The following is a 26,391-nucleotide window of genomic DNA, read 5'->3' on the forward strand; positions in this document are numbered from 1 at the left end:
CGTCGACGACACCCTGACCGAGTTGCTGAGGAAGGCGCTGGCGGACTGAATCGCGCCGGCGCGGCAGCGCCGATTCCGGAACGTCCGCGGGAGGGGCCGATCGGATAAAATCCGCAGGCTATGAATACCTCCTACCGCACCCCCCTGCCCGGCACCGCCCTGGATCATTTCGACGCCCGCGCGGCGGTCGAGGCGATCGAGCCCGGCGCCTACGAAAAGCTCCCCTACACCTCGCGCGTGCTGGCCGAGAACCTCGTCCGCCGCTGCGATCCGGCCACGCTCACCGCGTCGCTGAAGCAGCTCATCGAGCGCAAGCGCGACCTGGACTTCCCCTGGTTCCCGGCGCGCGTGGTCTGCCACGACATCCTCGGCCAGACCGCGCTGGTGGATCTGGCCGGCCTGCGCGACGCCATCGCCGACCAGGGCGGCGACCCGGCCCAGGTGAATCCGGTGGTGCCGGTGCAGCTCATCGTCGACCACTCGCTGGCGGTGGAGTGCGGCGGCTTCGACCCCGATGCCTTCGCGAAGAACCGCGCCATCGAGGACCGCCGCAACGAGGACCGCTTCCACTTCATCGACTGGACCAAGCTCGCGTTCAAGAACGTGGACGTGATCCCGCCGGGCAACGGGATCATGCACCAGATCAACCTGGAGAAGATGTCGCCGGTGATCTACGTGCAGGACGGCGTCGCCTTCCCCGACACCTGCGTCGGCACCGACAGCCACACGCCGCACGTGGACGCGCTGGGCGTGATCGCCATCGGCGTCGGCGGCCTCGAGGCCGAGAACGTGATGCTGGGCCGCGCCTCGTGGATGCGCCTGCCGGACATCATCGGCGTCGAGCTCACCGGCCGCCCGCAGCCGGGCATCACCGCCACCGACATCGTGCTCGCGCTCACCGAGTTCCTGCGCAAGCAGAAGGTCGTGGGTGCGTGGCTTGAATTCCGCGGCGAAGGCGCCGCGGCGCTGACGCTCGGCGACCGCGCCACGATCTCCAACATGGCGCCCGAGTACGGCGCCACCGCGGCGATGTTCTTCATCGACGCCAACACGATCGACTACCTGCGCCTCACTGGCCGCAGCGACGAGCAGGTGAAGCTGGTCGAAACCTACGCCAGGCACACCGGACTGTGGGCCGACGCGCTGGCCACGGCGCAGTACGAGCGCACGCTGTCCTTCGACCTCTCCGCGGTGGGCCGCAACATGGCCGGCCCGTCGAACCCGCATGCGCGCGTGGCCACGAGCGAGCTCGCGGCCAAGGGTATCGCCGGCAATCTTGACGCCGCGCGCGCGCAGGAAGCGCAGGGCCTGATGCCCGATGGCGCCGTGATCATCGCCGCCATCACCTCGTGCACGAACACCAGCAACCCGCGCAACGTGATCGCCGCCGGCCTGCTGGCGCGCAACGCGAACCGCGCCGGCCTCACGCGCAAGCCGTGGGTGAAGTCGTCGCTGGCGCCCGGCTCCAAGGCGGTGGCGCTGTACCTGGAGGAAGCCGGCCTGAAGTCGGAGCTTGAAGCGCTCGGCTTCGGCATCGTTGCCTTCGCCTGCACCACCTGCAACGGCATGAGCGGCGCGCTGGACCCGAAGATCCAGCAGGAAATCATCGACCGCGACCTCTACGCCACCGCCGTGCTCAGCGGCAACCGCAACTTCGACGGCCGCATCCATCCGTACGCGAAGCAGGCCTTCCTGGCCTCGCCGCCGCTGGTGGTGGCCTACGCCATCGCCGGCACCATCCGCTTCGACATCGAGAAGGACGCGCTGGGCCACGACGCCAGCGGCAAGCCGGTGACGCTGAAGGACCTGTGGCCGAGCGACGAGGAAATCGACGCGATCGTGAAGGCGTCGGTGAAGCCGGCCCAGTTCCGCAGCGTGTACGAGCCGATGTTCAAGATCGCCGTGGAAAGCGCCGCGAAGGTCAGCCCGCTGTACGACTGGCGCCCGAAGAGCACCTACATCCGCCGCCCGCCGTACTGGGAAGGTGCGCTTGCCGGCGAGCGCACCCTGCGCGGCCTGCGCCCGCTGGCGCTGCTGGGCGACAACATCACCACCGATCACCTCTCGCCCTCGAACGCGATCCTGCCCGACAGCGCCGCCGGCGAGTACCTGGCGAAGATGGGCCTGCCGGAAGAGGACTTCAATTCCTACGCCACGCATCGCGGCGACCACCTGACCGCGCTGCGCGCCACCTTCGCCAACCCGACGCTCACGAATGAGATGGCGGTGGTGGATGGCGCGGTGAAGAAAGGCTCGCTGGCGCGCGTGGAGCCGGAGGGGAAGGTGATGCGCATGTGGGAAGCGATCGAGACCTACCTCGACCGCGGCCAGCCGCTGATCATCATCGCCGGTGCCGACTACGGCCAGGGCTCGAGCCGCGACTGGGCGGCCAAGGGCGTGCGCCTCGCGGGCGTGGAAGTCATCGTGGCCGAGGGCTTCGAGCGCATCCACCGCACCAACCTGATCGGCATGGGCGTGTTGCCTCTCGAGTTCCTGCCCGGCACCACCCGCAAGACGCTGGGGCTGGACGGCACGGAGACCTACGACGTGGTTGGCGAACGTGCGCCGCGCGCGACGCTGACGCTGGTGGTGAACCGCCGCAACGGCGATCGCGTGGAAGTGCCGGTACAGTGCCGCCTCGATTCCGATGAGGAAGTTTCGATCTACGAGGCGGGCGGCGTGCTGCAGCGCTTCGCCCAGGATTTCCTGGCCGCCACCCAAGCCGCCTGATCCGCCCTAGCCCCTCTCCCTCCGGGAGAGGGGTTGGGGAGAGGGGGCCGCTTTCCGACAAGAACCACCCCTCTCCCCCGACCCCTCTCCCCCAAGGGGAGAGGGGAGCATTGCCCCTGGCCAGTTCAAAGCCCCTCTCCCCCCGGGGAGAGGGGTTGGGGAGAGGGGAAATGCACCAACGCCGCTTCGCAAAACACCTCCGCACCACCATGACCGAGGCCGAACACCGCCTCTGGCACCACCTCCGCGCCCACCGCTTCGCCGGCTTCAAGTTCCGCCGCCAACATCCCATTGGCCCGTACATCGTCGATTTCGCGGCCTTGCGGCATCGCCTCATCGTCGAGGCCGACGGCGGGCAGCACAACGAACATGCGCGTGATGCGAGGCGGGATGCCTGGCTGGCGGGGCGGGGGTTTCGGGTGCTGCGGTTTTGGAACCATGAGGTATTGCAGAATACGGAGCTGGTACTGGGGGAGATCTTGCGAATCCTCTCCCCCGGCCCCTCTCCCCCAAGGGGAGAGGGGAGTTAAGCGGGGCCGCTCCTGAAGCCCCTCTCCCCCCGGGGGAGAGGGGTTGGGGAGAGGGGCACCGTCCCCAACAACGCGAGAACGCCATGCCCCACGCCCCCCAGCTTCGAGTCCCGGCCACCTACCTTCGCGGCGGCACCAGCAAAGGCGTGTTCTTCCGTCTGGAGGACCTGCCCGAGGCCGCCCGCGTCCCCGGCCCGGCGCGCGACGCGCTGCTGATGCGCGTCATCGGCTCGCCCGATCCCTACGGCAAGCACACCGACGGCATGGGCGGCGCCACCTCGAGCACCAGCAAGTGCGTGATCATCAGCAAGAGCACGCAGCCCGGCCACGACGTCGACTACCTCTACGGCCAGGTCGCCATCGACACCGCCTTCGTCGACTGGAGCGGCAACTGCGGCAACCTGAGCACCGCCGTGGGGCCGTTCGCCATCGCGAACGGCTTCATCGACAAGTCCCGGCTGCCCGAGAACGGCACCTTCGTCGTAAAGGTGTGGCAGGCCAATATCGGCAAGACCATCCTCTGCCACGTGCCGATCGCGAATGGCCAGGTGCAGGAAACCGGCGATTTCGAGCTCGACGGCGTCACTTTCCCGGCGGCCGAGATCGTGCTCGAGTTCATCGACCCGGCCGACGAGGGCGAAGGCGAGGGCGGCGGCGCGATGTTCCCGACCGGCCACCTCACCGACGCGCTGGACGTGCCCGGCCTCGGTACGCTCGAGGTGACGATGATCAACGCCGGCATCCCCACCGTCTTCGTCAACGCGAAGGACATCGGCTACACCGGCACCGAGCTGCAGGACGCGATCAACGCCGATCCGAAGGCGCTGGCGATGTTCGAGACCATCCGCGCCCACGGCGCCGTGCGCATGGGCCTGATCCCGGCCGTCGCCGACGCGGCGAAGCGCCAGCACACGCCCAAGGTCGCCTTCGTGGCGCCGCCGGCCGACTACACCACCAGCAGCGGCAAGCGCGTGGCCGCCGCCGACATCGACCTGCACGTGCGCGCGCTGAGCATGGGCAAACTGCACCACGCCATGATGGGCACCTGCGCGGTCGCCATCGGCACGGCCGCCGCCATCCCCGGCACGCTGGTGAATCGCGCGGCAGGCGGCGGCGAACGCACCGCCGTGCGCTTCGGCCATCCCAGCGGTACCCTGCGCGTGGGCGCCGAAGCCGCCCGCGTGGACGGCCAGTGGGTGGTTCGCAAAGCCATCATGAGCCGCAGCGCGCGGGTGCTGATGGAAGGCTTCGTCCGCGTGCCCGCCTGACCCCCGACCGGAGCAAGGACATGCGCGTGATGGTGTTTGTCAAAGCGACCGCCGACAGCGAAGCCGGCCTCTTTCCCTCGTCCGACCTGCTCGAGGCCATGGGACGTTTCAATGAAGCGCTGGCGGATGCCGGCATCCTAATCGCGGGCGACGGGCTCAAGCCCAGCGCCCAGGGCAAGCGCGTCCGGTTCGACGGCGATTCCCGCACGGTGGTCGACGGGCCGTTCACGCCCGCGGAATCGCTGGTGGCGGGTTACTGGCTGTGGGAAGTGAAGGACATGGACGAGGCGGTGGCCTGGGTGAAGCGCTGCCCGAACCCGATGACCGGTCCCAGCGACATCGAGATCCGTCCGCACTACGAACTGGCCGATTTCGAGTCGATCATGACCCCGGAAGCCGAGGCGGTGCATGGCCGCGTGGCGGGCAAGCTCGCCGGCAAGTAATCCCCGGGCAAAAAAAGCAGCCCCGTTGCCGGGGCTGCAATATTGGAGCTGGTTGCTACTTGGAGACTTAGAACGTCTGCTCGTAGTTCAGGTAGTAGAAGCGACCCGGGATCAGGTACTGCGCGTCGAAGCTGTTCGCGAAGGCATCCGACGAGAACGGCGGCTGCTTGTTGAACAGGTTGCGCACGCCGACCGAGAGCTTGGCGTTCCACGGCGCCGCCCAGGTGCCCTGGATGTGCGTGTAGGTGGTGCCGCCGAGCATGTTGCTCGGGACGCGCGTCGGCACGGCTTCGATCTCGTTGGTGCCCGTGCGGAAACGGTAGACGTCGATCAGGCGGTTCGGATCCGAGCACAGGTTGATCAGGTCACGGAAGGCCGGATCGACGTTGCCCAGGGCGGTCGCGGTGTTGAACACGTTGTTGCAGGTCTCGCGGACCCGGCTGCGGTACTCCATCGTGGCCGACACCGTGAAGTCACCCATCTGCCACGCCACGTTGAGGTTCGAACGCAGGCGGTGGCGCGGCGCGCCGGCCGAGCTGCCCGAGGGCAGGGTGCCCACGACGTTGCCCGACGAGATGCGGCCGTCGGCGTTCAGCTCGCCGCGTTCCGGCTTGCCGATGTCGCCGAAGTAGGCCACGTAGGTGTTGTCCCAGCGGATCTGGTAGCGACCCCAGTTGTCGGTGTCGAACCGGTAGCTGGCGCCGAAGTCGTAGCCCTCGGTCTCCAGGCCGCCAACGAAGTTGATGTTGGTCGCCAGGATGTTCGAGATCTCGCCCGGGTTGCCGTTGACCGCACCGGTGGTGTCACGCGTGATCAGGGCGCAGCTGTTCTGGTTGAGCTGCTGGTAGCACTCGGTGAGGATCGTGGCCACGGCCAGCGAGCCGATCGCGTTCTCGATCTGCAGGTTGTACCAGTCCAGGTACATGTCCAGGCCTTCCATCCAGCCCGGCGAGTACACGATGCCGAGCGTCTTGGAGACCGAGGTTTCCGGCTGCAGGTTCGGGTTGCCGCCGGTGGTGCCGAAGGTCTGCGACAGCTGGCTCTGGAAGCCCGCCGGCACGCCGGTGGCGGCGCACTGGGCGCGGATAGCGGCGTTGGCGATGAACTGCGGGTTGTTCGCCGAGCACGGGTCCTGGAACGCCGGGCGGCCGGTGGCCTGGCCCGCGAACAGTTCGCTGACCGAGGCGGCGCGGAAGCCTTCACCCCACGAGCCGCGCACCAGCACCGACTCGCTCGGCTGCCAGCGCACGCTCACCTTCGGATTGGTGGTGTCACCGAAGGACGAGTAGTCGGAGTAGCGGCCGGCGAGCGACAGCTCCAGCGACTTCGCGAAGGTCACGTCGGCCAGCAGCGGGATGTTGAGCTCCGCGTAGACCTCGTCGACCTTGTAGCTGCCGCGGGTCGGCAGGAACGGGTTGTCGCCCAGCACCAGGCCGGCGGCCGTCAGCGGATCGGGCTCGCTCGAGCCTTCCTCGATGCGGTGCTCGACGCCAAAGGCGAAGGCCATCGGGCCCGCCGGCAGGTCGAACAGGTCGCCGCTGAGGTTGGCCGTGTAGGACTCCTGGCTGTACTTCTGGATGTTCTTCGGGTTCACCGCGATGTAGTCGAACATCGCCTGGGTGAAGCCATCCGGGCCGCCCATGAAGTTCAGCGGGACGCAGCCGGCGATGACGGCCGACGGCGTGCCGCAGCGGGCCACGCCGGTGCTGTCGATGAACGACGGACCGGTACCGGCGGCGACGCGGGTCGAGAAGTAGAAGCCGTTCTTCGGCTGCAGCTGGCGGTTCTCGGCGAAGGTGTAGCCGGCATCCCAGTAGAAGTAGCGGTCACCCAGTTCGAAGGAACCGTCGAAGGCACCGCTGAAGCGCCAGGTGTCCTGCTCCTGCCCGAACAGGCGCGGGAAGTCGGTCGGGCGGAAGGCGCCGCCGGTGATGGCCACGCCGAACGGGTTGTAGACGCTGGTCGCGGCGATGTTGAGCGGCGACAGCGGCTGCGCGGCCAGCTGGGCCTCGCCTTCGCGGCGGTTGTAGAACACTTCGCTGCGGAAGCGGACCGGATCGGACAACTGGTAGCTGACCTGGCCGAACAGCGAGTACTGCGTCTGCGGCTGGCTCAGGTAGTTGTCCGGCGCGAAGTTGTAGCCGTCGGTGAGGAAGTTGTAGGTGCGGAAATCCGTCGTGCCGGTGCTCGGCGCGCACACCTGGTTCACCAGGCAGCCGGGGCGGTTCGGATCGAGGGTGATGTTGCCGCGGCCGGTGACGTTGAAGTTGCCGAACGGACCCACCGGGCTGGCGCGGCCCGGGGTGGACACGTTCGCCGGGAAGCCGAACAGCGGCACCGCCGAGATGTCGCGGTCAGCCGCCGAGACGGCGCCGGTGTCGGTGTACGACATGTTCAGCAGGCCCGAGAAGCGGTCGCTGCTGCCGCCGATGGTGTAGGACACCGACTCGCGCTCGCCGTCGCCTTGCTGGTACTGGCCGTAGTAGCCGGAGACCATCGCGCCTTCGAAATCGGTGCGGGTGCGGACGTTGATCACGCCGCAGAGCGCGTCGGAGCCGTACAGCGCCGAGGCGCCGTCCTTGAGGATGTCGATGCCCTCGACCGCGGCCAGCGGGATCGAGCTCAGGTCGACGGTGCCGTCCAGGCCGTTGCCGCTCACCCAGCGACGGCCGTTCACCAGCACCAGGGTGCGGTTCGAGGCGCAGTTGCGCAGGTTGACGCTGGAGTTGCCGCTGGTGTTGCCGTTGTTGGTGTTGAGGCTCAGCGACGGGCCGTTGACGCTGATCTCGCGCAGGATGTCGGCGAGCTGCGTCAGGCCCGTGCGCTCGATCTCCGCGCGCTCGATCGACAGCACCGGCAGCGCGGTCTCGCCTTCGGCGCGACGGATGCGCGAACCCAGCACTTCGATGCGGTCCAGCGTGGTGGGCTCGGAAGCCGCGGCGGCCGGGGCGGCGGCGTCCTGCGCAACGGCAGGCATCGCGGCGAGGCCGAGGAGGCCGATCGCGCTTGCCGACAGGGCAAAGCGCACGGCGGATGACAGCGGGTGTGGCCTGGATTTCATTTTCTGCTCTCCAACAGAGTGATGAATCGTGTGACAGCCTGTTTTTTTGTGGTCCTGCCCCTGCGTGCCGGTCGCTGTAACGGCCCGTGACCGGTCACGTTCCGGGGTCCGGACGCGCCGAATATAACGCGAACTTAACGAAGCATTAAAAGGGGGTGACGGGGCGATTAAATTTTCGTTATCGGGCCTTGCCGATGGAGAATTTTCGCAGGAGATAAACGCCTTAACCGGCTTTTGGGCGCTTTTGTCGACGCCGCAGCCCGGTCCATCGCAGGTCGTCCAGGCTGCTGCAATGCCGCAATTGCGCGAACGCCGGGTGCCAGGCCGGGCCTGGTCGGCGGCTCGGTTACCATCCCCGGCCCGGACTCAGGAGATCAGCATGTCGCTCAAGGGAAAGACCATCGCCGTCACCGGCGCCTTCGGCATCCTCGGTACCGCGGTGGTGCAGTCGCTGCTGGCGCAGGGCGCGAACGTGGCCGCGATCGATCGCGCCGACGCACCGCGCGACCCCGCCGCGCTGGGCGCGGCCAGCCTGCACGGCGGCGTCGACCTCGGCGACGCGGCAGCAGCGAGCGCCGCGTTCAAGGCCATCGCCCAGGCCCACGGCGGCCTGCACGGCCTGGTCAACATCGCCGGCGGTTTCCGCTGGGAGAAAGTGGCGGGCGCCTCGCTCGAGGGCTGGGACGCGATGTACCAGATGAACCTGCGCACCGCCGTGGCCGCCTGCCAGGCGGCGCTGGCGCATCTTGCCGACGGCGGCCGCATCGTCAACATCGGCGCCAACGGCGCGGTGAAGGCCGGCGCGGGCATGGGCGCGTACGCGGCCTCCAAGGCCGGCGTGATGCGGCTCACCGAAGCCCTGGCCGAGGAACTCAAGGACCGCGGCATCACCGTCAACGCGCTGCTGCCGAGCATCATCGACACCCCGGCCAACCGCAGCGACATGCCCGACGCCGAGTTCGCGCGCTGGGTGCAGCCGGCGCAGCTGGCGGCGACCATCGCCTTCCTGCTCTCCGACGACGCCGGCGCCATCACCGGCGCGCTGATCCCGGTGGTCGGCCGGGTGTGACGCGGCGGGCGGGCGCCGTCGCGCTCGCCCTGCACACAGGTTTCACATCCCCTCGACACACTCGGGCAAGACGCGGCCGTGAACCGGCCGCCGGCGCGTTGCTGGTGTCAATCACGCCCGACCGCATCGGGCAGGGGAGAAAACGATGGGCAAGACCACGGGCCTCGCGCCCTGGCTGGCGCTGCTGGCCGCATTCGCGCTACCCGCCGCGGCGCAGGACGCCGTGCTGTTCCGGAACGTGCGCGTCTTCGACGGCGTGGGCCCGGCCTTGTCGGCGCCCACCAACGTGCTGGTGCGGGGCAACACCATCGCCGCCATCGGCCCGGACGCCGCGGACCCCACCGCGCGCGTGATCGACGGCACCGGCCGCACGCTGATGCCCGGCCTGATCGACGTGCACGTGCACATGACCTTCGGCGCGATGGACATGGCCACGCTGCAGTCGCCCGGCCTGACGCCGGAGATCGCCGGGCGCGCCGCGGCCGAGGGCGCGGAAAAGATGCTGCTGCGCGGCGTCACCAGCGTGCGCGACATGGGTGGGCCGATCTTCCCGCTCAAGGCCGCCATTGATGCCGGCCAGGTCCGCGGCCCGCGCATCTGGCCCTCGGGCGCGCACCTGAGCCAGACCTCCGGCCACGGCGACCTGCGCGCGCCGCACGAGGGCCCGCGCCGCTTCACCGGCCAGCTCTCGCGCGCCGAGCAGCTGGGCGCCACCTGGATCGCCGACGGCCGCGACGACGTGCTCACCGCCACCCGCGAGAACCTGCGCTTCGGCGCCAGCCAGATCAAGATGATGGCCGGCGGCGGCACCAGCTCCGACTACGATCCGCTCGACGTCACCCAGTACACGCTCGACGAACTGCGCGCCGGCGTCGAGGCCGCCGACGACTGGAACACCTACGTCACCGTGCACGCCTACACCCCCAAGGCCGTGCGCCGCGCCATCGAGGCCGGCGTGAAGTGCATCGAGCACGGCCAGCTGCTCGACGACGCCACGCTGCAGCTGATGGCCGAGAAGGGCATCTGGCTCAGCCTGCAGATGCTGCAGGATGACAGCGAGAACATGGACGCCGCCCGCCGCGCCAAGCGCAAGCCGGTGATCGACGCGCAGCAGACCATCTGGGCCCGCGCCAAGGCCGCCGGCGTGAAGCTGGCCTGGGGCACCGACGTGCTGTTCGACCCGGCGGTGAACGCGGAGCAGACCGGCTTCCTGCTCAAGCTGCAGCCGTGGTTCACGCCGGCCGAGATCCTGAAGCTGGCCACGCATGACAACGCGCAGCTGCTGGCGCTGTCGGGTCCGCGTTCGCCTTACGCCGGCGCGCTGGGCGTGGTGCGCGAGGGCGCGCTGGCCGACCTGGTCCTGGTGGACGGCGATCCGCTCGCGAACCTGGCGCTGGTCGGCGACCCCGGCAAGAACTTCGTCGTGATCATGAAGGACGGCGCGATCGTCAAGGAGCCGAAATGAAGACGCTGGCCCGATTTGGCGCTTGCACCGCAACGCTGGCCGCGGCGATCGCCGCCGCCCCGGTCGCCGCGCAGGAGGACGCGGGCAGCCGCGAATGGACCGGCCAGGTCACGCCCTACGTCTGGGGCTCGGGCCTGGGCGGCACGCTGACGCCGTTCGCGGGCGCGCCCACGGTGCGCATCGACAAGTCCTTCAGCGAAGTGCTCGAGGACAGCGACGGTGCCTTCTTCCTCTCCGCGTTCGCGCGCCGCGACCGGCTCGTGCTGCTGGGCGACTTCAGCTATGCCGCCTCGTCGAAGGAGGGCGTGGTGCCGCCCGGATTGCCGGCCGAAGGAAGCCTGCGCCAAACCTCGCTGACGCTGGCCGCGGGCTGGCGCGTGCATGAAGGCGAGCGCGTGGCCTTCGACCTGCTCGGCGGCTTGCGCCACTGGGACGTCAACGCGGCGGTGGCGGTGCCGCTGATCGGCGTGGCGCGCTCGCCGGGTGACAGTTTCACCGATCCGATCTTCGCGGCGCGCGCCAACGTGAGCCTGTCGCCGCGGTGGTCGGTGATTGGCTATGCCGATGTCGGCGGCTTCGGCGTCGGATCGGACGGCACGCACCAGTGGCTGGTGGTGGCGAACTATGCGTCGTCGAACGCCTGGGTGTTCTCGGCGGGTCTGCGGGCGCTGTCGGTGGACTACCGTGAGAACGGGACGCGGGTGGATGCGCGCTTGGCGGGGCCGTTGGCGGGGGCCAGCTGGCGCTTTTGACGCACCCTCTCCCCAACCCCTCTCCCGTAAGCGGGAGAGGGGCTTAGCCGCGCCTCACCCCTCTCCCGCTTGCGGGAGAGGGGCCGGGGGAGAGGGCCCGCCCCAGCCGCTATCCTCCCCACCATGCCCCTCCCCGACACCCTCCTAGCCGCCGCCCTGCGCACCACCCAGCGCCTGCTGCTCAAGCCCGCCTTTCACCCGCGCTGGCCGGTGCCGTGGCAGCGCCGCTGGCTCCACCTGCTCGCGCGCATCGGCCACTTGCCGAAGGGCATCACGCGGCGTGATGTCGTCGTAGGCGGCGTACGCGCCGAACGCTGGGCGGACGAACGCGCAACGCCAGTGCGCGCGGGCGTCGTGCTTTACCTGCACGGCGGCGGCTACACGGTCGGTTCGCCGCGCACGCATCGCACGATCGCTGCCTGGCTGGCGCGCGACAGCGGGCTGCCGGTGGTGGTCATCGATTACCGGCTCGCGCCGGAGCATCCGTTCCCGGCGGCGCTGGAGGATGCGGTGGCGGCCTTCGATGCGCTGGCCACGGAAGGGCCGGTGGTGGTGGCGGGTGATTCGGCGGGCGGCGGCCTCGCGCTCGCGTTGGCGATCAGGCTTCGCGACCGCGCTCGCGAACACGGCGGCGCGGGTGCTGGACCGCAGCCCGCGGCCCTGGTGCTGCTGGCGCCGCTGGTGGACCTGCGCGAAAGCTCGCCGCTGCCCGCGGTTCCGGGTGAGGCAATGCTGTCCGAACGCTGGGCGCGGGCCAACGCGCGCGCCTACGCTGCCGGGCGCGCGGACGACCCCTTGGTATCGCCGCTTCTGGCCGACCTGCGTGGTCTGCCGCCGGTGCTGGTGCAGAACGGCAGCGATGATCTGCTGGCGGCGCAGTCGGTGGCGATCGTGGCGAAGCTGCGGGGCGATGGGGTGGAGGTGGTGCACGACTTCGTGCCGGGGCGGTGGCATGTGTTCCAGCTGCAGGTGGGGACGTTGCCGAGTGCGGGGGAGGCGGTTTCGCGGATTGCGCGGTTCCTCGCCGGGAAGCTTCCCCCTCTCCCCAACCCCTCTCCCCGGGGGGGAGAGGGGCTTCAGGGCTCGTCTCCCCTCTCCCCCCGGGGGAGAGGGGCCGGGGGAGAGGCCACCCACCACACCCTCATCCTCGGCGCCGGCATGTCCGGCCTCTGCGCCGCGATCCAGCTGCAGAACGCCGGCCTGCACGACTTCGTCATCCTCGAACAATCCGAAGGCCTCGGCGGCACCTGGTGGGACAACCGCTACCCGGGCGCGCAGGTGGACGTGCCGGCGCCGGCCTACGCCTTCTCGTTCGCACCGAATACGCGCTGGACCCAGCGCTTCGCCAACGCGCCGGAGATCCACGCGTACCAGCAGGCGCTGGCGGAGAAGCACGCCCTGTCCGCGCGACTGCGGCTGGGGACGCGGCTGCTCGAGGCGCGGTTCGACGAGGCAGATGGCCTTTGGCATTTCCGCACGTCGGCCGGCGATACGCTGCGCGCGCGCTTCTTCATCTGCAGCACCGGTCCGCTGAGCCAGCCGCGCTGGCCGGACCTGCCGGGACTCGATGCGTTCGAAGGCCTGCGCCTGCACTCGGCGCGCTGGCCGGTCGGGCAATCCTTCGAAGGCATGCGCGTGGGCGTGATCGGCACCGGCTCCACGGCCGTGCAGCTGGTGCCGCCGATCGCGGCGCAGGCGGCGCGGCTGCACGTCTTCCAGCGCACGGCGAACTGGGTGCTGCCGCGGCTGGAGCGGCGCTACTTCGGGTTCGATCGCGCGCTGTCGGCGCTGCCGCCCTACGCCGCGGCGGTCCGGGCGTTCTGGGTGGCGTTCCTGGAGCTGGGTCGCCGCGGCTTCGAGGACGGCACGCTGATGCGGCGCTTCATGCTGTGGTGGGCCGGCTGGCACCGCCGGAAACAGCTGGCGGACGACGGCCTGCGCGCCGCGCTCACGCCGGACTATCCGCTGGGCTGCAAGCGCATCATCTATTCGAGCGACTACTACCCGGCGCTGTCGAAGCCGCACGTCGAGCTGGTGACCACCGGCATCGAACGCATCACCGCCCGCGGCATCCGCACGGCCGATGGCGTCGAGCGCGAGCTGGATGCACTGGTCTGCGCCACCGGCTTCGACACCGTGCATTTGCTGCAGTCACTGGACATCCGCGGCCGCGGCGGCGTGACGCTCGCCGAAGCCTGGCGCGACGGACCCGAGGCTTTCCACGGCATCCACGTTGCCGGCTTCCCGAATATGTTCCTGATGCTCGGGCCGAACACCGCCACCGGCCACACCTCGACGCTGCTCTACATCGAGCCGGCCGTGCGTCACGCCATCGCGTGCATGCAGGCCGTCGCCGCCGATGGCCACCGCGCCATCGAGGTGCACGCCGACACGCAGCGCGCCCACAATGCCGCCCTGCAGGCGCGATTGGGCCGCTCGGTCTGGGCGCAGTGCCGCAGCTGGTACCGCATGGACGGCGGCAAGGTGGTGGCCATCTTCCCGGGCTTTACCCGTGAGTACGTCGAAGGGCTGCGCCGGCAGCGCCCGGAGGAACTCCAGCTCACTCCCTCGTCACCCCCGAACCCCGTCGAAAGGAACGCATGATGCGTAGCCTGTCCGCCCTGCTGCTGTTGGTCGTCCTTCCCGCCCCGGCACTGGCCTGCCGCTTCGCCTCCGGCGAGGTGCACGAAGCGAGCCTTTACTACGGCTTGGGTTCGTCCTCACTGGACGAGTACGGCGACGAGACCGTGAAGGCGTTGGCCGCCAACTTCACCGGCTGCGAAGTGATCTACATCGCGTCTGGCCATATCGATGCCAGTGAACTCGGCTCCAATGCCGGCCTCGGCCAGGCCCGCGCCGAAGGCGCCCGCACGCGCCTGCAAGGGCAGGGCATCCCGGCGCGCGACATCCTGGTGCGGGACATGAAGTTCGACCGGCCGGCGCAGCCGACCGCGGCAAATGCGCGCGAACCCCTCAATCGACGGGTGGAGCTGGTGATGGTGGTCCGCTGAGCCTCGCGGCGCGGGCCATCGCCTCCACCCGGCATCCACCGGCGCGGGCGTAAGGTGCCGGCATGCCATCGAAGCCTGCCATGCGCCTGAACGCCGACTTCACCCAGCGCGTCGTCCTTCGCCCCGGCGACGCGCCGTGGCGGCCGTCGCCTTCGCCGGGCGTGACGCGCTGCCTGCTCGACCGCGTGGGCGCGGAGGACGCTCGGGCGACCAGCCTGGTGCGCTACGCGCCGGGCTCGGTGTTCCCGACCCACGCGCATCCGGACGGCGAGGAGATCCTGGTGCTGGACGGCGTGTTCAGCGACGAGAGCGGTGACCACGGCCCGGGCACCTACCTGCGCAATCCCGACGGCAGCCGGCATGCGCCGCGTAGTGAGAGCGGCTGCACGCTGTTCGTGAAGCTGCGCCAGTTCCAGGCCGGCGACACCGAGCGCGTGCGCATCGATACCTGCGCCGGCGAGTGGCGGCCTGGCCTGGTGCCGGGCCTGCGTGTGATGCCGCTGCATAGCTTCGGTACCCAGCACACCGCGCTGGTGGACTGGGCGCCGGGCACGGTGTTCCAGCCGCACACGCACTGGGGCGGCGAGGAGATCCTGGTGCTCGACGGCGTGTTCGAAGACGAGCATGGCGAGTATCCGGCCGGCAGCTGGCTGCGCAGCCCGCACCTTTCGCAGCACGCGCCGCGTGCGCCGAAGGGTGCGCGCATTCTGGTCAAGACCGGGCACTTGGACGCCGATTTCCTGGCGCGGTGGGCGGCATGATCAAGGCCCTGGGTGCGGCGATCTTCTACGCCCGCTTCGCGCGGCCGTTCTCGCGGCTGGGGTTCCGGCGGCGCGTGGGCGAGGCGCCGCTGCAGGCGGACTTCAGCGGCCAGCGCTGGCTGGTGACGGGCGCGACCGGCGGCATCGGCCGCGCGATCGCGCTGGGCGCGGTGGCGCGCGGCGCGACGGTGGTCGCCTTCGCGCGCGATGGCGGCAAGCTGGCCGACCTGGTGATGGCCGCGCAGGGCCCGGGGCGGATCGTGCCCGCGGTCGTGGATCTCTCCCTGATGCAGGATGTCCGCCGGGCCGCCGCCGAGGTGGCGCGCGAGGGCGCGCTGGACGTGCTGGTGCACAACGTCGGCGTGATGTGCCACGACTTCGCGCGCACGGCCGAGGGCGTCGAGCGCGGCCTGGCCACCAACCTGCTGGGCCATTGGGTGCTCGACCGCGCGCTGCGCGCCGGCGGTGCGATGACGGCGAGCACCGCGATTGTTTCGATGAGCTCGGGCGGCATGTATGGCGCGGCCCTCGACCTGGCCGCGCTGGAGGCGCCGGCGGCGGCCCGCCACGATGGCTTCCTCGCCTATGCCCAGCACAAGCGCGCGCAGGTGGCGCTGACGCACTACTGGAACCGCGAGGGTCCCGGTGCCCCGCGCGCGTGGGTGATGCACCCGGGTTGGGTGGATACCGACGGCGTGCGCACCGCGCTGCCGGGCTTCCGGAAACTGTTCCGCGCCGTGTTGCGCAACGCCGACGAAGGGGCCGACACGGCGCTTTGGCTGGCCGCGACCCGCCCGGCGGCGGGCGAGGGCATCTGGCTGGACCGGCATCGCGACGACGAGCATGCGTTCGGCTTCACCCGGCAGGGCGCGGACGCCGAGGCGCTGGTGGCGTGGCTGGAGCAGCGTGTGCCCGGGGCAGGCGGCCGTCGCGGTTGAGCTTCCTGCGGGGCCGACCGCCTGCTTGCAGGAACTGTCATGGCTTGCGGCTAAGCTGCGGGCATGACGAGGATCCGCCGCGCGCTTTGCCTGCCGCTGCTGGCCCTGGCCGGCGCCTTGGCCGCCTGCGCGCCCGCGCCCCGCGCTACGCTGTCGCCCATGCCGCCGTCGTCCGACGCCATCGCCCCTTCGCGCCCCTGGGTCATCGCCCACCGGGGCGCCAGCGCGCTCCGGCCCGAGCACACGCTGGCCGCCTACGCGCTGGCGATCGAACACGGTGCCGACGCCATCGAGCCCGACCTGGTGATGACCCGCGATGGCGTGCTGGTGGCGCGGCACGAGAATGCACTGTCGGATTCGACCGACGTGGCGGCGCGGCCTGGGTTTGCGTCGCGGCGCACGCGCAAGCAGGTGGACGGGGCTTGGGTCGAGGATTGGTTCACCGAGGACTTCACACTCGCGGAGCTCAAGACCCTGCGCGCGATCGAGCGTCTGCCCGCGCTGCGATCGACCGAATGGGACGGGCGGTTCGACGTGCCCACGTTCGACGAGATCATCGCGCTGGCGGCGGCCGAGTCTGCGAAGCGCGGGCGCGACATCGGCCTGGTGCCGGAGATCAAGCATCCGACCTACTTCGCCGGACTCGGGCTAGCGATGGAGCAGCCGCTGCTCGACGTACTGGCCGCGCACGACTACACCCGCCGCGCGCCGGTGGTCATCCAGTCCTTCGAAACCGCCAACCTGCACAGGCTTCGCGCGAAGCTGCCGCGGGGCGGCAACGTGCGCTTGCTGCAGCTGATTGGCGCGCCGGACGCCGCGCCCTTCGACACCGTGCACGCGGGTGCACCGCGCACTTACCTGCAGCTGTTGACGGAGGGCCTCGGTGACATCGCCACCTACGCCGACGCCATCGGCCCGCACTACCGCCTGCTGCAGATCACCCCGCGCGAAGACGGCATCGGCTACCGCAGCGCCCTGGTCGACGCCGCGCATGCCGAAGGCCTGCAGGTCATCGCCTACACCTTCCGCCCCGAAAACGTATTCATCGAATCCGGCTTCCGCAGCGAGGGCGAAGTTCCTGCCCGGGACGAGGAGGGTTCAGCGCGCGAGCTCCGCGCCTACGCGTCGGCCGGCGTGGACGCCGTCTTCGTAGACGACCCCGCCGCCGCCCGAAAAGCGATACCGCGAATCAAATGAACCAGGTTCATTTGATTCGCGGGGCTGCCGTCTCCCTCGGAAAATAAAAGACACCCGGTACCGCTTTAAGCAAATGAACCTGGTTCATTTGATTTGGGGCGCTTTGGGAGTTCGGTTTCCTGGCCCAGGTCGCGCAGGCGTCGGAGGAGCAGGGAGACCTCAAGGTGGTTCCAGACGCGCAGCAGGACTTCGAGCGGGTCGAAGGGCTTGGTGAGGAAGTCGCGGGCGCCGAGGCCGAGGGCGCGGTGGCGGGTGCGGCGGGTGGCGTCGGCGGTGAGGACGATCACGGGCACGGGCAGTTGTCCCGGCGCGGGGGCGCCCAGCTGCGCCAGCAGCTCGAAGCCATCGACGCCGGGCATCCACAGGTCGAGCAGCAGCAGGTCGGGCTGGAAGGCCTGCACCAGTTCGAGGCATCGCTCGGGCTGTGTCGTGCCGAGCACCTGGGTGAAACCTTCGCGGCCGAGCAGCTCTTCGAGCAGCGCGACGTTGGCCGCGCCGTCGTCCACCACCAGGATGCGCGCCGACAGCAGCGCCTGTTCGTCTATCGCAAGCATCGGGCCAGCTCCTGGTGGAATTGCCGCAGGTCCAGCGGCTTGGTCAGCACGGCGGCGGCACCGGCGCGCAGCGCGCGCTCGCGAGCCTGGGCGGTGGCATCGGCGGTGAGCACGATGGCAGGCGGCAGCGCCACGCCTTCGGCCGACAGGCGCGCCAGCAGCGCGGCGCCGTCGCCGTCGGGCAGGTGCAGGTCCAGCAGCACCAGGTCGAAGCCGCCCGCCCGCAGCGCCTGCTCGCCGCCCGCGGTATCCACGGCCGATTCGAGCGTCCACGCCGGATAGCGCGCCAGCAGCGTCTGCACCAGCGAGCGGTTCGAGGCGTTGTCCTCGACCAGCAGCAGGCGGCGCGGCCCCGACACCGCCAGGGCCGGCGCGCGCCCCGCGTCCACGTCGGCCGGCGCCTCGCGCGCCGGCGGCAGCCGGAACCAGAAGCGGCAGCCGGCGCCGGGCGCGGTCTCGACGCCGATCTCGCCGCCCATCGCTTCGACCAGGCGCTTGCTCAGGGCCAGCCCCAGCCCCGTGCCCTCGACGCCGCGCGCCGTGCTGTCGAGGCGTTCGAACGGACGGAACAGCCGCGACACGGCGTCAGGCGACAGGCCCGGGCCTTCATCGCGCACCGAAATCTCGACCCCGCCCTCGCGCACCACGGCGCCCAGCTCGACGCGTCCGCCGGGCGGCCCGTACTTCGCCGCGTTGCCCAGCAGGTTCAGCAGCACCTGCCGCAGGCGCTTGGCATCGGCGTGCACGGCCAGCGCCCCCGCTTCGTCGGAAGGCGGAACCAGCGTGATGCCGCGCCCCGCGGCTTGCGGCTGCACCAGCGACACGGCCTCCTGCAGCAAAGGCGCCAGCCGCAGCGCGCGCGGCTCAAGGCCGAGGCTGCCGGCTTCGATGGCGGCCACGTCCAGCATCTCGGTAATCAGGCCCAGCAAATGCCGCCCCGCCACTTCGATGTGCCCGCCGTAGCGCTGCGCCGGCGTAGCGGCGGGCGTATCGGCCAGCAGCTGCGCGTAGCCGAGCATCGCGTTGAGCGGCGTGCGCAGCTCGTGGCTCATGCGCGAGAGGAATTCATCCTTGGCGCGGTTGGCGGCCTCGGCCTGCTGGCGCGCGTCGTCGAGCTGGCGCGCGCGGGCCTGAAGCAGTGCGCCGGCCTCGCGCAGGCGATGGTCCACCTGGCCAATTTCATCGCCGGCCACCCGGCCCTCGCGCGGCGGCAGGCCCTCGCCGAGGCGGTTGGCTTCCGAGGCCAAACGGCGCAGGCGCCGCGACAGGCTGGCGGCCAGCCCCGCCGCCGCGGCCACGGCACCGAGGCCACCGAGCAGCGCCACCGCCAGCGTCACCGCCAGGTTGCGTTGGCGTAGCGCGGCGGCGGCATCGGCGCGGGCGTTGAGTTCATTGCGCTCCAGCGCGCCCAGCTCGCGCAGCTCGGCGCGCAGGATGTCGAGCGTCTGCTTGCCTTCCACCAGCTGTGCGCGCACCGCCGGGTCGTCGGGGTCCGCGCCTTCGCGCAACAGTTCGCGCCAGCCGGTGAGCTTGAGTTCGAACAGCGGCAGCAGGCGTGCATACCGCTCGGCGCGCGGGCCGTCGCGGGTGCGCTCGGACAGGCGCGAGACCGTAGCCAGCAGCTGCGGCTCGGCGATGCGGTAGGGGTCGAGGAAATTGTCGCGACGCACGAGCAGGAAGCCGCGCACGGCGGCGGCGGTTTCCGCCAGCTGGCTGTGCGCTTCGTGCAGGTCGGAGACGAGCGCGAGCGTGGCGCGCACGTCGGCTTCGGCGCGCGCGGTCTGGCGCTCGAGCAGGTAGATGGCGAGCACCGAGCCGAACAGCAGCAGCAGCGGGCCGGCGACGACGGCCACGGTCTTGCGCGGCAGCGCCCAGTCTTCCCAGGGGCGGATCATGCGGACAGGCCTCCTTCCACGGCCATCACCGCGGCCTGGGTGCGGTCGCGGCATTCGAGCTTGCGCAGGATGCGTTCGACGTGGGACTTGGCGGTGCCGGGCGCGATGCCGAGCGCGTCGGCGAGGCCCTGGTTGCTCAGGCCGCGCGGCAGCAGCGCGAGCACCTGGCGCTCGCGCGGGGTGAGCTGGCGCAGCGCGCTGTCCTGGCGGCGGCGCGGGCGGCGCGCTGACGACACCGGCGCCAGGCAGGGCGCCAGCAGGGCCGCGAATGCGCACAGCGTTTCATCGAGGCCCTCGGCGCCGGGGTCCGGCAGGCGCAGCACCAGCGCACCCAGCGCCTGGCCCGCGAAGCGGATGCCGCCGCGCCACTCGGTGCCCGCGGCCGCGGTGCCGGGCAGCAGCCACTCATCGTGACCCGGGCCGGTTTCGGAAGGCGCGGTCCAGCCCGCCGAGAACGTGCGCCAGCCGGTGCCGCCCGGCACCGTGGCGCCCGCCGGCCGCGCGGCGCCGAGGCCAGCGAGCAGGCGTACGCCGGACGCGCCGCGGGCGAGCACGGCCGCGTCGCGCGCCCCGGCGAGCTCGGCGGCCAGGCGCAGCACCGCCTCGGCCGCGTGCGCGGCATCCGCGGCTTGCGCCAACGCTTCGGCCGCGCGGGCCAGCGCCCGGCGCTGCCGGGTGGCGGTGGCGTCTTCGCGCAGTTCGGCGCGCCAGCGGGCGAGTCGGGGCGGGGCGTCTTGCATGTCGGCAGTCTCGGCGGGGAGGGCGGGACCCGGCTCCGCCGATCGGCAGAGCGCGGGCTCTGCCAACCGGCAGACGGCGCCCGGGGCTACGGCGCGGAGGATGGCGCCACCGATGTGAGCCGAATGACAACCCCAACCGGAGACTCCCCCATGACCCGTACCCTGCTTTCTGCCGCCTTCCTGCTGGCCCTGGCGGGCACCGCCCAGGCCCGCGAGTACACCGAAAAGGCCCCGGCCCCGACCGATCCGGCCGAGCGCGAAATCGCCGCCTTGTTCGACCGCTGGAACGCCGCCCTGGCGACCGGCAAGCCCGCCACCGTGGCCAACCTCTACGCCGAGGACGGCGTGCTGCAGCCCACCGTCTCGAACTGGATGCGCGAGGGCCGCGACGAGGTGCAGGACTACTTCGTGAAGTTCCTGACCCTACAGCCCAAGGGCGTGATCAACAGCCGCAACATCCAGAAGGTGGACGAGGACACCGCCATCGATGCCGGCATCTACACCTTCACCCTCACCGAGAACGGCCAGAGCCGCCAGGTGCAGGCGCGCTACACCTACGTGTACGAGAAGGTGGATGGCGACTGGAAGATCGTGCTGCACCACAGCTCGGCGATGCCGGAGCCGGTGAAGCACCTCGCCGCGAACTGACCGTTCAACGCCAGACCGGGGCGGTTTGGCAGCGGGGAGCCCCCGGTGGGTGGGCTCCCCGCGTTTTCCTGAAAGCCCCTCTCCCGCCCGCGGGAGAGGGGTTGGGCAGAGGGCATCTAACCCCCGCTGACTTGGCCGAGAAACGCCTTCAACTTGACGAGGTCGGCGCTCCGTTTGCTCTCGTCACGCTGCTCGAGGTTTCGCAATTTCCATCTTATCCCCGGAAGAGCCGCCGCCTGCGGCAAGCCGATCAATGTGAAATCGGCGCGCTCCTGCTCCACGGAGAGCAGGAATTCGCAGGACGAGCCATCCAGACGGCGCCGGATTTCACGCAGGAACCGGATCCTAGCTTCCAGCAAGTCCCCGGGCTTGACTGCCTCCCGTGTCATCCCTTCGAACTGCGAAGTGAACACCCTGTCGAAGTCGACCGGGATTGCGGGATCGAGCAGTTCAACCGCCGGTTTCGGGCTTGCCGTCAGGTAGACGAGGAAAGTTCGCCACAGCTCATCGCTGATTCCATGAGTCCCCAGCAGTACGCGAACATCAAACAGGTCGCGGGGATGTTGCCGAGACAGCGCCGCGGCCATCTTGCCGGCGTACAGGTCGGCGAAGTGGAACACCTGTGTGCTCGCGAAGCCATACTGTCTCTCGATCGAGGGTTGAAGCAGCATGGTGCGCGTTGGGTGAACGGTGCCGCGCATGACGGGCGAAGTTTCGATCTGCACCTGCGCGCCACGTCGGCTGGCGACGATGCGATGCAGCGTGCCGGCCCCGGCCGGACGTGAGAGCGCGACGTCAAGCTTCAGTGGCGGCTTGGCCAGTGTGTCCGCCAGCCTGCCGAGGGCATCGCGGATCAGCGTGGCGTCCTCGTCAAATGATTGGGTGCGCAGCCAGCCCAGGTCGATGTCCACGGACAGGCGGGGCAGGTCGTGCTCAAAAAGGTTGATCGCCGTGCCGCCCTTGAGCGCGAAGTCAGGCTCCCGGGCAAGCTGCGGCAGGACCGCCACCAGCAAGGCGACGCGATCCGCATAGCGCCTATCCAAGCGAGGACTCCAGATCCGCAGGCAGGGTTATCTGATAGCGCGCGTCGATCCGCCCGCCACGGAAGAAAGCGCGCTTTCCCCGTCCGAGATCAACGCTTTCCAGTTCGAGGTGCTCAAGCCATGCGTGGTTGGCGCGATCGGCCAGGGCAAGGAACAGTCGTTTTGCCTTGATGCTCTGGCATCGTCTGAGCAATCCGCTCAGCTCCCACGGTCGAAGACCACTCATTCCCTGCATCGTCGCGTGGGCCTCATGCACGTCGGCGGCGTCCCGCGCTGCGTGGCACAGCTCAAGCATGGCGCGCTCGGGGTTCGCGACGACGACCCACTCCGTCGTCGAAGAGACCACCAGCCGCTCCAGTCCTTCCGCGCGGAGCCGATCTTCAGGGGCGTCTGCCGAGAAGTGGATTCCAACGAGCGGGAACGGGCCAAGGCCACCGTGCATGAAGCGGACGTCCAGGGTCAGGGCGGTTGCCCACCCCGGAAGACGATCCGGACCGTACAGCGTGGCTTCGCGTACGCCTTGCACCCGCAGGTAGTGCTCGTGCCCGTGAAGGGCGAGGGCGAAGCGGGCCCCGGCATGGAGCCTCAGTTGCTCCCGCTGCTGCAGGGAGTGCAGGGCGCCTTCCCAGGTGGCCAGGCCCGCCGCTGCCATGTACACGCCGCGGGCGGGGGACCGTAGCCATCCCCTTTTCACATACCCCGCGACGAGCGCCGTGGAATAGCCATGGCCGCGCAGCCAACGTGCCGACACCATGTCGGCGTCCCCTAGCTCGGCTAGCAGTCGGTTCAGCTTTTGGCGATTTTGCTCAGCCATAGTTAGTAAAATATTGATTATAAAAACCGAACGCAAGCGAATGGTTTGCTAATGAACGGTTTGAGTAATTTGTAGTTAGCTTTTTGATGAAAATACAAACCATTGCTTGTCGATGCCTGTGGCAGCAATCGGCGACAATGACGACTGTTCCGGGATCCCTGAAGCCGCCGCCATGCCCACCCGCCTCACGATCACCCGCCCCGACGACTGGCACCTGCACCTGCGCGACGGCGAGATGCTGGCCCGCGTGCTGCCCGATACCGCGCGCCGCTTCGCCCGCGCCATCGTGATGCCCAACCTGGTGCCGCCGGTGGTGAACGCCACGCTGGCCGGCGCCTATCGCGACCGCATCCTGGCCGCGCTGCCCGCCGGCCTGTCGTTCGAGCCGCTGATGACGCTCTACCTCACGGAGCGCACCAGCGCCGACGACATCGCCGCCGCCAAGGCCAGCGGCTTCGTACATGCGGTGAAGTGGTACCCCGCGGGCGCCACCACCAATTCCGATTCCGGCGTGAAGCACATCGACAACTGCCACGCCGCGCTCGCCGCCATGGAGCAGCACGACCTGCCGCTGTTGGTGCACGGCGAAGTCACCGACGCCCACGTGGACGTGTTCGACCGCGAGGCCGTGTTCATCGAAACCCTGCTCCGGCCGCTGGTGCAGCGCTACCCGAAGCTGCGCATCGTGCTCGAGCACATCACCACCCGGCAGGCCGCCGAGTTCGTGGCGGCGGCGCCGGCCAACGTGGCGGCCACCATCACCCCGCACCACCTGCTGATGAATCGCAACGCGATCTTCCAGGGCGGCATCCGCCCGCACCACTACTGCCTGCCGGTGCTGAAGCGCGAGGAGCACCGCGTGGCGCTGGTAGCCGCAGCGACCGGTGGCAGCCCGAAGTTCTTCCTGGGTACCGACAGCGCGCCGCACACCCGCGGTGCGAAGGAGTCGGCTTGCGGCTGTGCAGGTATGTACAGCGCGCATGGCGCGATCGAGCTTTATGCCGAGGTGTTCGAGCAGCAGGACACGTTGGACAAGCTGGAGGCGTTCGCCAGCTTCCATGGTCCGGATTTCTACCGCCTGCCGCGCAACACCGACACGATTACGCTGGTGCGCGAGCCGTGGGACATTCCTGCGGAGCTGGGCGAGGGCAGCTCCGCGCTGGTGCCGCTGCGCGCGGGCACCTCGCTGGCCTGGCGGCTCGAAGACTGAGTTATCCGGGTGTCCCGCGCGGAGCGACGGCGGGCGGAGCGTGCGGCGCGCAGGCAAGCGGAGTTCGCGAAGGCGCCAGATTCCGAATAGCCGAAGCGTCAGCCAGAAGGCGGTTCCGGGGTGGTCTGCGTCGCGGCGGCGCCTTGGCCGTCGACGTAGGCGCCGCCTAGCGGCTGTCCGGTCGCTTCGGGGGATGCTTCCACGGGCTCCGGCTCGGCCTGGGCCAGGTCGAACTCCGAGAGCGGGCTCTCGGCCGGGCATTCCGCATCGGGAAAGCCGAAGTCCCGGCGCAAGGCCAGGCCGCAGGCGTTGAGCTGGTCGAGCTCGCTCTCGTGTTCGCGGCACTTGCGGTCGAAGGCGCGGGCGAAGGCGTCGCGGCGCGATACGAAATCCTGGCCGCATTCGCGCTGCAGCCGCAGCCGGTCGAGGTCATCCTGCGCCGGGTTCACGCCGTCGAGGCCAAAGCGCAGCAGTTCGTCGGCCGACAGCATGCGCAGGCTGCGGTTGGGCACCGCCATCATCAGGTCGGCCACGGCCACGCTGGAGCCATTCCGCTCGAGGTAGTCGCGGACGCGGCCGTGCACCACGCGCAGCTCGGCATTGAGTTCGGCGCGGGTAGTGGCGGTGGAGCTCATGCGAATCAGGCGATGGATGCCCACGTGGCCGGCGATGCGGCGCACGTCGCCGGCGCTGAGCAGGAACACGCAGGCGCTGTGGCAGATTGATTCCTCGCGCACCCAGATCGTCCAGCGGGATTCGGCGATGAAGTCACCGGCGCGGATGGCGTCCTCCACCATGCCGCCGGCGGAATCGAGGTCCAGCACGCGCTTGCGGATGCCGAGCGCGTCGGCGACGCGCGTGGTCCGCTCGACCAGGGCAGCGAAATCGCTGGCGATGCGGCCGCGGTAGCGCAACCGCAGCACCCCGCGCTCGACGCAGCCGGCCAGCGCGGACTCCAGCGCCTCGCGGTCCAGGGCGAGCAGCGGTTCGCCGTCGCCGTGTTGGGAGTAGTCGAGGTCGCAGCTGAGCCAGGCCTCACCCGAGGCCAGCGGCATGGCGGACCAATCGGTCGGCGCTGCTTTCGGTGGGCTGGGTTCGACGGCGGGTGCTGGCGCCGGCGTCGCGGATGGGATCGGCGCCACGCTGACGGCGCCGTTTTCTTCGGCCACGGGTTCTAAATCCGGGGCCGATTCGCTGGCCCTGTCCATTGCGGCGTCGCGCTCGCAAGCCGCCAGGGACAGCAGCAGTGTTAAAGCCAGGAGCCGTCGGCAGAAGGCGGAGGAAGGACCGAGCGTCATGTCCCGGAGGCTAGCACCGGCGGGATGAACGGATACAGCCTGGGCCGGGCGAGCGGCCGGAATCCGGCGCCATCAGCGGCCGTGCACCGCGTCGAAGCGATGCGACGCCAGGGTGACGCCAAAGTAGTGCTCCTCGGCGGCGTGCCACTGGCGCTCCCAAGGGCCCAGTTGGCCCTCGCGCTTGAGCAGGCGCTGCGTGCGCGTCTCCGCGCTGACGTCCACCAGGATGTGGAAGTCGACCAGATCGGCGAGTTCAGGGCGGCTTGAGTACACGCCTTCGAGGATGACGAACCGGGCCGGCAGGGCAGCGCGTGGCGTATCACCCAGCCGGCCGTCAAAGGCGTCCCAGTCGAACGGCCGCCATGTGGCCGGCTGGCCGGCCTTGAGGCTGGCCAGCACCGGGCGGATGCGGCGCCAGTCGATGCAGGCCTCGGCGCGGGACGCCGCATCGTCGGTGCGGACGGTGGTGCCGCCGGCGTAGAAGTCGTCGCTTTCGATGACTTGAGCGTCGAGCAGCGCGGCGAGCTGGTGCGCCAGGGTGGTTTTTCCCGAGCCGCTGCGGCCGTCTATGGCGATGATGAAAGGCGTTGAGGCGTTCGATGCGGCAGAAACGATGGCTAACGTGAGTACGGTAGTTTCGGCAGGCTTGGGGGGCATGAGAGGTCGGTTTACGTCGGATCTAGTCCCAAAGAATTTCCTCAGGATCCCGGGAGCTGACCTGCTCTTCGTAACCCTGGTCGACGAAGTCGAGGAATTTCTCCAAAGAGGAGTAGCCACCTGTGAGTTGCATGCGTGTTGCTTCCGCAGCGAGCTGGCCACCGTTAATTAGGATTAAAGGGTACTGGTCTTCATAAACCTCCTTCTGAACCGCAGGAGAGAAGAAAGAGGTTGTGACATACGCTCCAAGCCATCCACGGCGTAGGCGAGCTACCGTTCTTGCGAGGTGGTTGCCGCCGGTTGGAGC

22 protein-coding genes and 1 pseudogene are annotated in these 26,391 nt (G+C 69.8%); 14 read left to right on the forward strand and 9 right to left on the reverse strand.

Translation table 11 applies throughout. The features are described 5' to 3' along the window. The first annotated feature begins 120 nt into the window (after nucleotides 1-120). The 4 genes from acnD to VFV21_RS07745 all read left to right on the forward strand — a co-directional run bounded on the left by acnD (nucleotide 121) and on the right by VFV21_RS07745 (nucleotide 4,971). Entirely contained in the window at nucleotides 121-2,730 is a 2,610-nt protein-coding gene (gene acnD, locus VFV21_RS07730) for a Fe/S-dependent 2-methylisocitrate dehydratase AcnD (RefSeq protein ID WP_329668855.1), read from the forward strand. Between the two features lie 170 nt (nucleotides 2,731-2,900). Beyond that, complete coding sequence (locus VFV21_RS07735) at nucleotides 2,901-3,260, forward strand: endonuclease domain-containing protein (RefSeq protein WP_414638517.1); 360 nt, start codon at nucleotides 2,901-2,903, stop codon at nucleotides 3,258-3,260. 83 nt (nucleotides 3,261-3,343) lie between these two features. Then, nucleotides 3,344-4,528 carry a 2-methylaconitate cis-trans isomerase PrpF gene (gene prpF / locus VFV21_RS07740; RefSeq protein WP_329668856.1) on the forward strand — a complete coding sequence of 395 codons (1,185 nt, stop codon included), beginning with the start codon at nucleotides 3,344-3,346 and terminating at the stop codon, nucleotides 4,526-4,528. A gap of 29 nt (nucleotides 4,529-4,557) precedes the next feature. After that, complete coding sequence (locus VFV21_RS07745; RefSeq protein WP_414638518.1) at nucleotides 4,558-4,971, forward strand: YciI family protein; 414 nt, start codon at nucleotides 4,558-4,560, stop codon at nucleotides 4,969-4,971. 67 nt (nucleotides 4,972-5,038) lie between these two features. Here VFV21_RS07745 and VFV21_RS07750 read toward each other — a convergent pair whose 3' ends face one another. After that, nucleotides 5,039-7,999 carry a TonB-dependent receptor domain-containing protein gene (locus VFV21_RS07750; RefSeq protein ID WP_329668858.1) on the reverse strand — a complete coding sequence of 987 codons (2,961 nt, stop codon included), beginning with the start codon at nucleotides 7,997-7,999 and terminating at the stop codon, nucleotides 5,039-5,041. 412 nt (nucleotides 8,000-8,411) lie between these two features. Between VFV21_RS07750 and VFV21_RS07755 the strand changes: the two genes are divergently transcribed. From VFV21_RS07755 to VFV21_RS07790, 8 genes are all read left to right on the forward strand, one after another. Further along, a complete protein-coding gene (locus VFV21_RS07755) occupies nucleotides 8,412-9,101 on the forward strand; it encodes an SDR family oxidoreductase (RefSeq protein WP_329668859.1) in 690 nt (229 codons plus the stop codon). A 145-nt stretch (nucleotides 9,102-9,246) separates the two neighbouring features. Further along, nucleotides 9,247-10,566, forward strand: a complete 1,320-nt coding sequence (locus VFV21_RS07760) for an amidohydrolase family protein (protein ID WP_329668860.1) — start codon at nucleotides 9,247-9,249, stop codon at nucleotides 10,564-10,566. Further along, on the forward strand, nucleotides 10,563-11,318 hold the full coding sequence (locus VFV21_RS07765; RefSeq protein WP_329668861.1) for a hypothetical protein: 756 nt from the start codon (nucleotides 10,563-10,565) through the stop codon (nucleotides 11,316-11,318). The genes VFV21_RS07760 and VFV21_RS07765 overlap by 4 nt, the downstream gene beginning before the upstream one ends. Before the next feature lie 123 nt (nucleotides 11,319-11,441). Then, a complete protein-coding gene (locus VFV21_RS07770; protein WP_329668862.1) occupies nucleotides 11,442-13,922 on the forward strand; it encodes an alpha/beta hydrolase fold domain-containing protein in 2,481 nt (826 codons plus the stop codon). After that, nucleotides 13,922-14,329, forward strand: a complete 408-nt coding sequence (locus tag VFV21_RS07775; protein ID WP_329668863.1) for a hypothetical protein — start codon at nucleotides 13,922-13,924, stop codon at nucleotides 14,327-14,329. The genes VFV21_RS07770 and VFV21_RS07775 overlap by 1 nt, the downstream gene beginning before the upstream one ends. Nucleotides 14,330-14,391: 62 nt before the next feature. After that, nucleotides 14,392-15,090, forward strand: a complete 699-nt coding sequence (locus tag VFV21_RS07780) for a cupin domain-containing protein (RefSeq protein ID WP_329668864.1) — start codon at nucleotides 14,392-14,394, stop codon at nucleotides 15,088-15,090. Further along, nucleotides 15,087-16,028 carry an SDR family NAD(P)-dependent oxidoreductase gene (locus VFV21_RS07785; protein ID WP_329668865.1) on the forward strand — a complete coding sequence of 314 codons (942 nt, stop codon included), beginning with the start codon at nucleotides 15,087-15,089 and terminating at the stop codon, nucleotides 16,026-16,028. The genes VFV21_RS07780 and VFV21_RS07785 overlap by 4 nt, the downstream gene beginning before the upstream one ends. 159 nt (nucleotides 16,029-16,187) lie before the next feature. Then, entirely contained in the window at nucleotides 16,188-17,225 is a 1,038-nt protein-coding gene (locus tag VFV21_RS07790) for a glycerophosphodiester phosphodiesterase family protein (RefSeq protein WP_414638519.1), read from the forward strand. A gap of 65 nt (nucleotides 17,226-17,290) precedes the next feature. Here the strand turns inward: VFV21_RS07790 and VFV21_RS07795 are convergent, their stop codons facing one another. From VFV21_RS07795 to VFV21_RS07805, 3 genes are read right to left on the reverse strand one after another with little or no spacing between them, the layout of a single operon-like run. Beyond that, complete coding sequence (locus VFV21_RS07795) at nucleotides 17,291-17,770, reverse strand: response regulator (protein WP_414638520.1); 480 nt, start codon at nucleotides 17,768-17,770, stop codon at nucleotides 17,291-17,293. Then, nucleotides 17,767-19,674, reverse strand: coding sequence for a hybrid sensor histidine kinase/response regulator (locus VFV21_RS07800; protein WP_329668868.1), 1,908 nt, complete (start codon nucleotides 19,672-19,674; stop codon nucleotides 17,767-17,769). Before VFV21_RS07800 ends, VFV21_RS07795 begins: the two co-directional genes overlap by 4 nt. Continuing rightward, nucleotides 19,671-20,414: a helix-turn-helix transcriptional regulator gene (locus VFV21_RS07805; protein ID WP_329668869.1), complete on the reverse strand. Its 744-nt coding sequence runs from the start codon at nucleotides 20,412-20,414 to the stop codon at nucleotides 19,671-19,673. The genes VFV21_RS07800 and VFV21_RS07805 overlap by 4 nt, the downstream gene beginning before the upstream one ends. 150 nt (nucleotides 20,415-20,564) lie before the next feature. On the opposite strand from VFV21_RS07805, the gene VFV21_RS07810 reads away from it, so the two are divergent. Further along, nucleotides 20,565-21,062 (forward strand): SgcJ/EcaC family oxidoreductase, encoded by a 498-nt coding sequence (locus VFV21_RS07810; RefSeq protein ID WP_329668870.1) that lies wholly within the window; start codon nucleotides 20,565-20,567, stop codon nucleotides 21,060-21,062. Between the two features lie 116 nt (nucleotides 21,063-21,178). Here the strand turns inward: VFV21_RS07810 and VFV21_RS07815 are convergent, their stop codons facing one another. Together VFV21_RS07815 and VFV21_RS07820 are read right to left on the reverse strand one after the other, a co-directional pair. Beyond that, on the reverse strand, nucleotides 21,179-22,105 hold the full coding sequence (locus tag VFV21_RS07815; RefSeq protein ID WP_329668871.1) for a nucleotidyl transferase AbiEii/AbiGii toxin family protein: 927 nt from the start codon (nucleotides 22,103-22,105) through the stop codon (nucleotides 21,179-21,181). Continuing rightward, a complete protein-coding gene (locus VFV21_RS07820; protein ID WP_329668872.1) occupies nucleotides 22,098-22,919 on the reverse strand; it encodes a type IV toxin-antitoxin system AbiEi family antitoxin domain-containing protein in 822 nt (273 codons plus the stop codon). Before VFV21_RS07820 ends, VFV21_RS07815 begins: the two co-directional genes overlap by 8 nt. Nucleotides 22,920-23,091: 172 nt before the next feature. On the opposite strand from VFV21_RS07820, the gene pyrC reads away from it, so the two are divergent. Then, nucleotides 23,092-24,129, forward strand: coding sequence for a dihydroorotase (gene pyrC / locus VFV21_RS07825; protein WP_329668873.1), 1,038 nt, complete (start codon nucleotides 23,092-23,094; stop codon nucleotides 24,127-24,129). 98 nt (nucleotides 24,130-24,227) lie between these two features. Here the strand turns inward: pyrC and VFV21_RS07830 are convergent, their stop codons facing one another. The 3 genes and pseudogenes from VFV21_RS07830 to VFV21_RS07840 all read right to left on the reverse strand — a co-directional run. After that, entirely contained in the window at nucleotides 24,228-25,184 is a 957-nt protein-coding gene (locus tag VFV21_RS07830; RefSeq protein WP_329668874.1) for a hypothetical protein, read from the reverse strand. 315 nt (nucleotides 25,185-25,499) lie between these two features. After that, nucleotides 25,500-26,084, reverse strand: a complete 585-nt coding sequence (locus tag VFV21_RS07835) for a hypothetical protein (RefSeq protein WP_329668875.1) — start codon at nucleotides 26,082-26,084, stop codon at nucleotides 25,500-25,502. Nucleotides 26,085-26,106: 22 nt separating this feature from the next. Continuing rightward, a pseudogene (locus tag VFV21_RS07840) lies at nucleotides 26,107-26,391 on the reverse strand (hypothetical protein); the annotation flags it as partial.

Origin of the sequence: Arenimonas sp., assembly GCF_036275555.1 — a bacterium.
GTDB lineage: Bacteria > Pseudomonadota > Gammaproteobacteria > Xanthomonadales > Xanthomonadaceae > Arenimonas.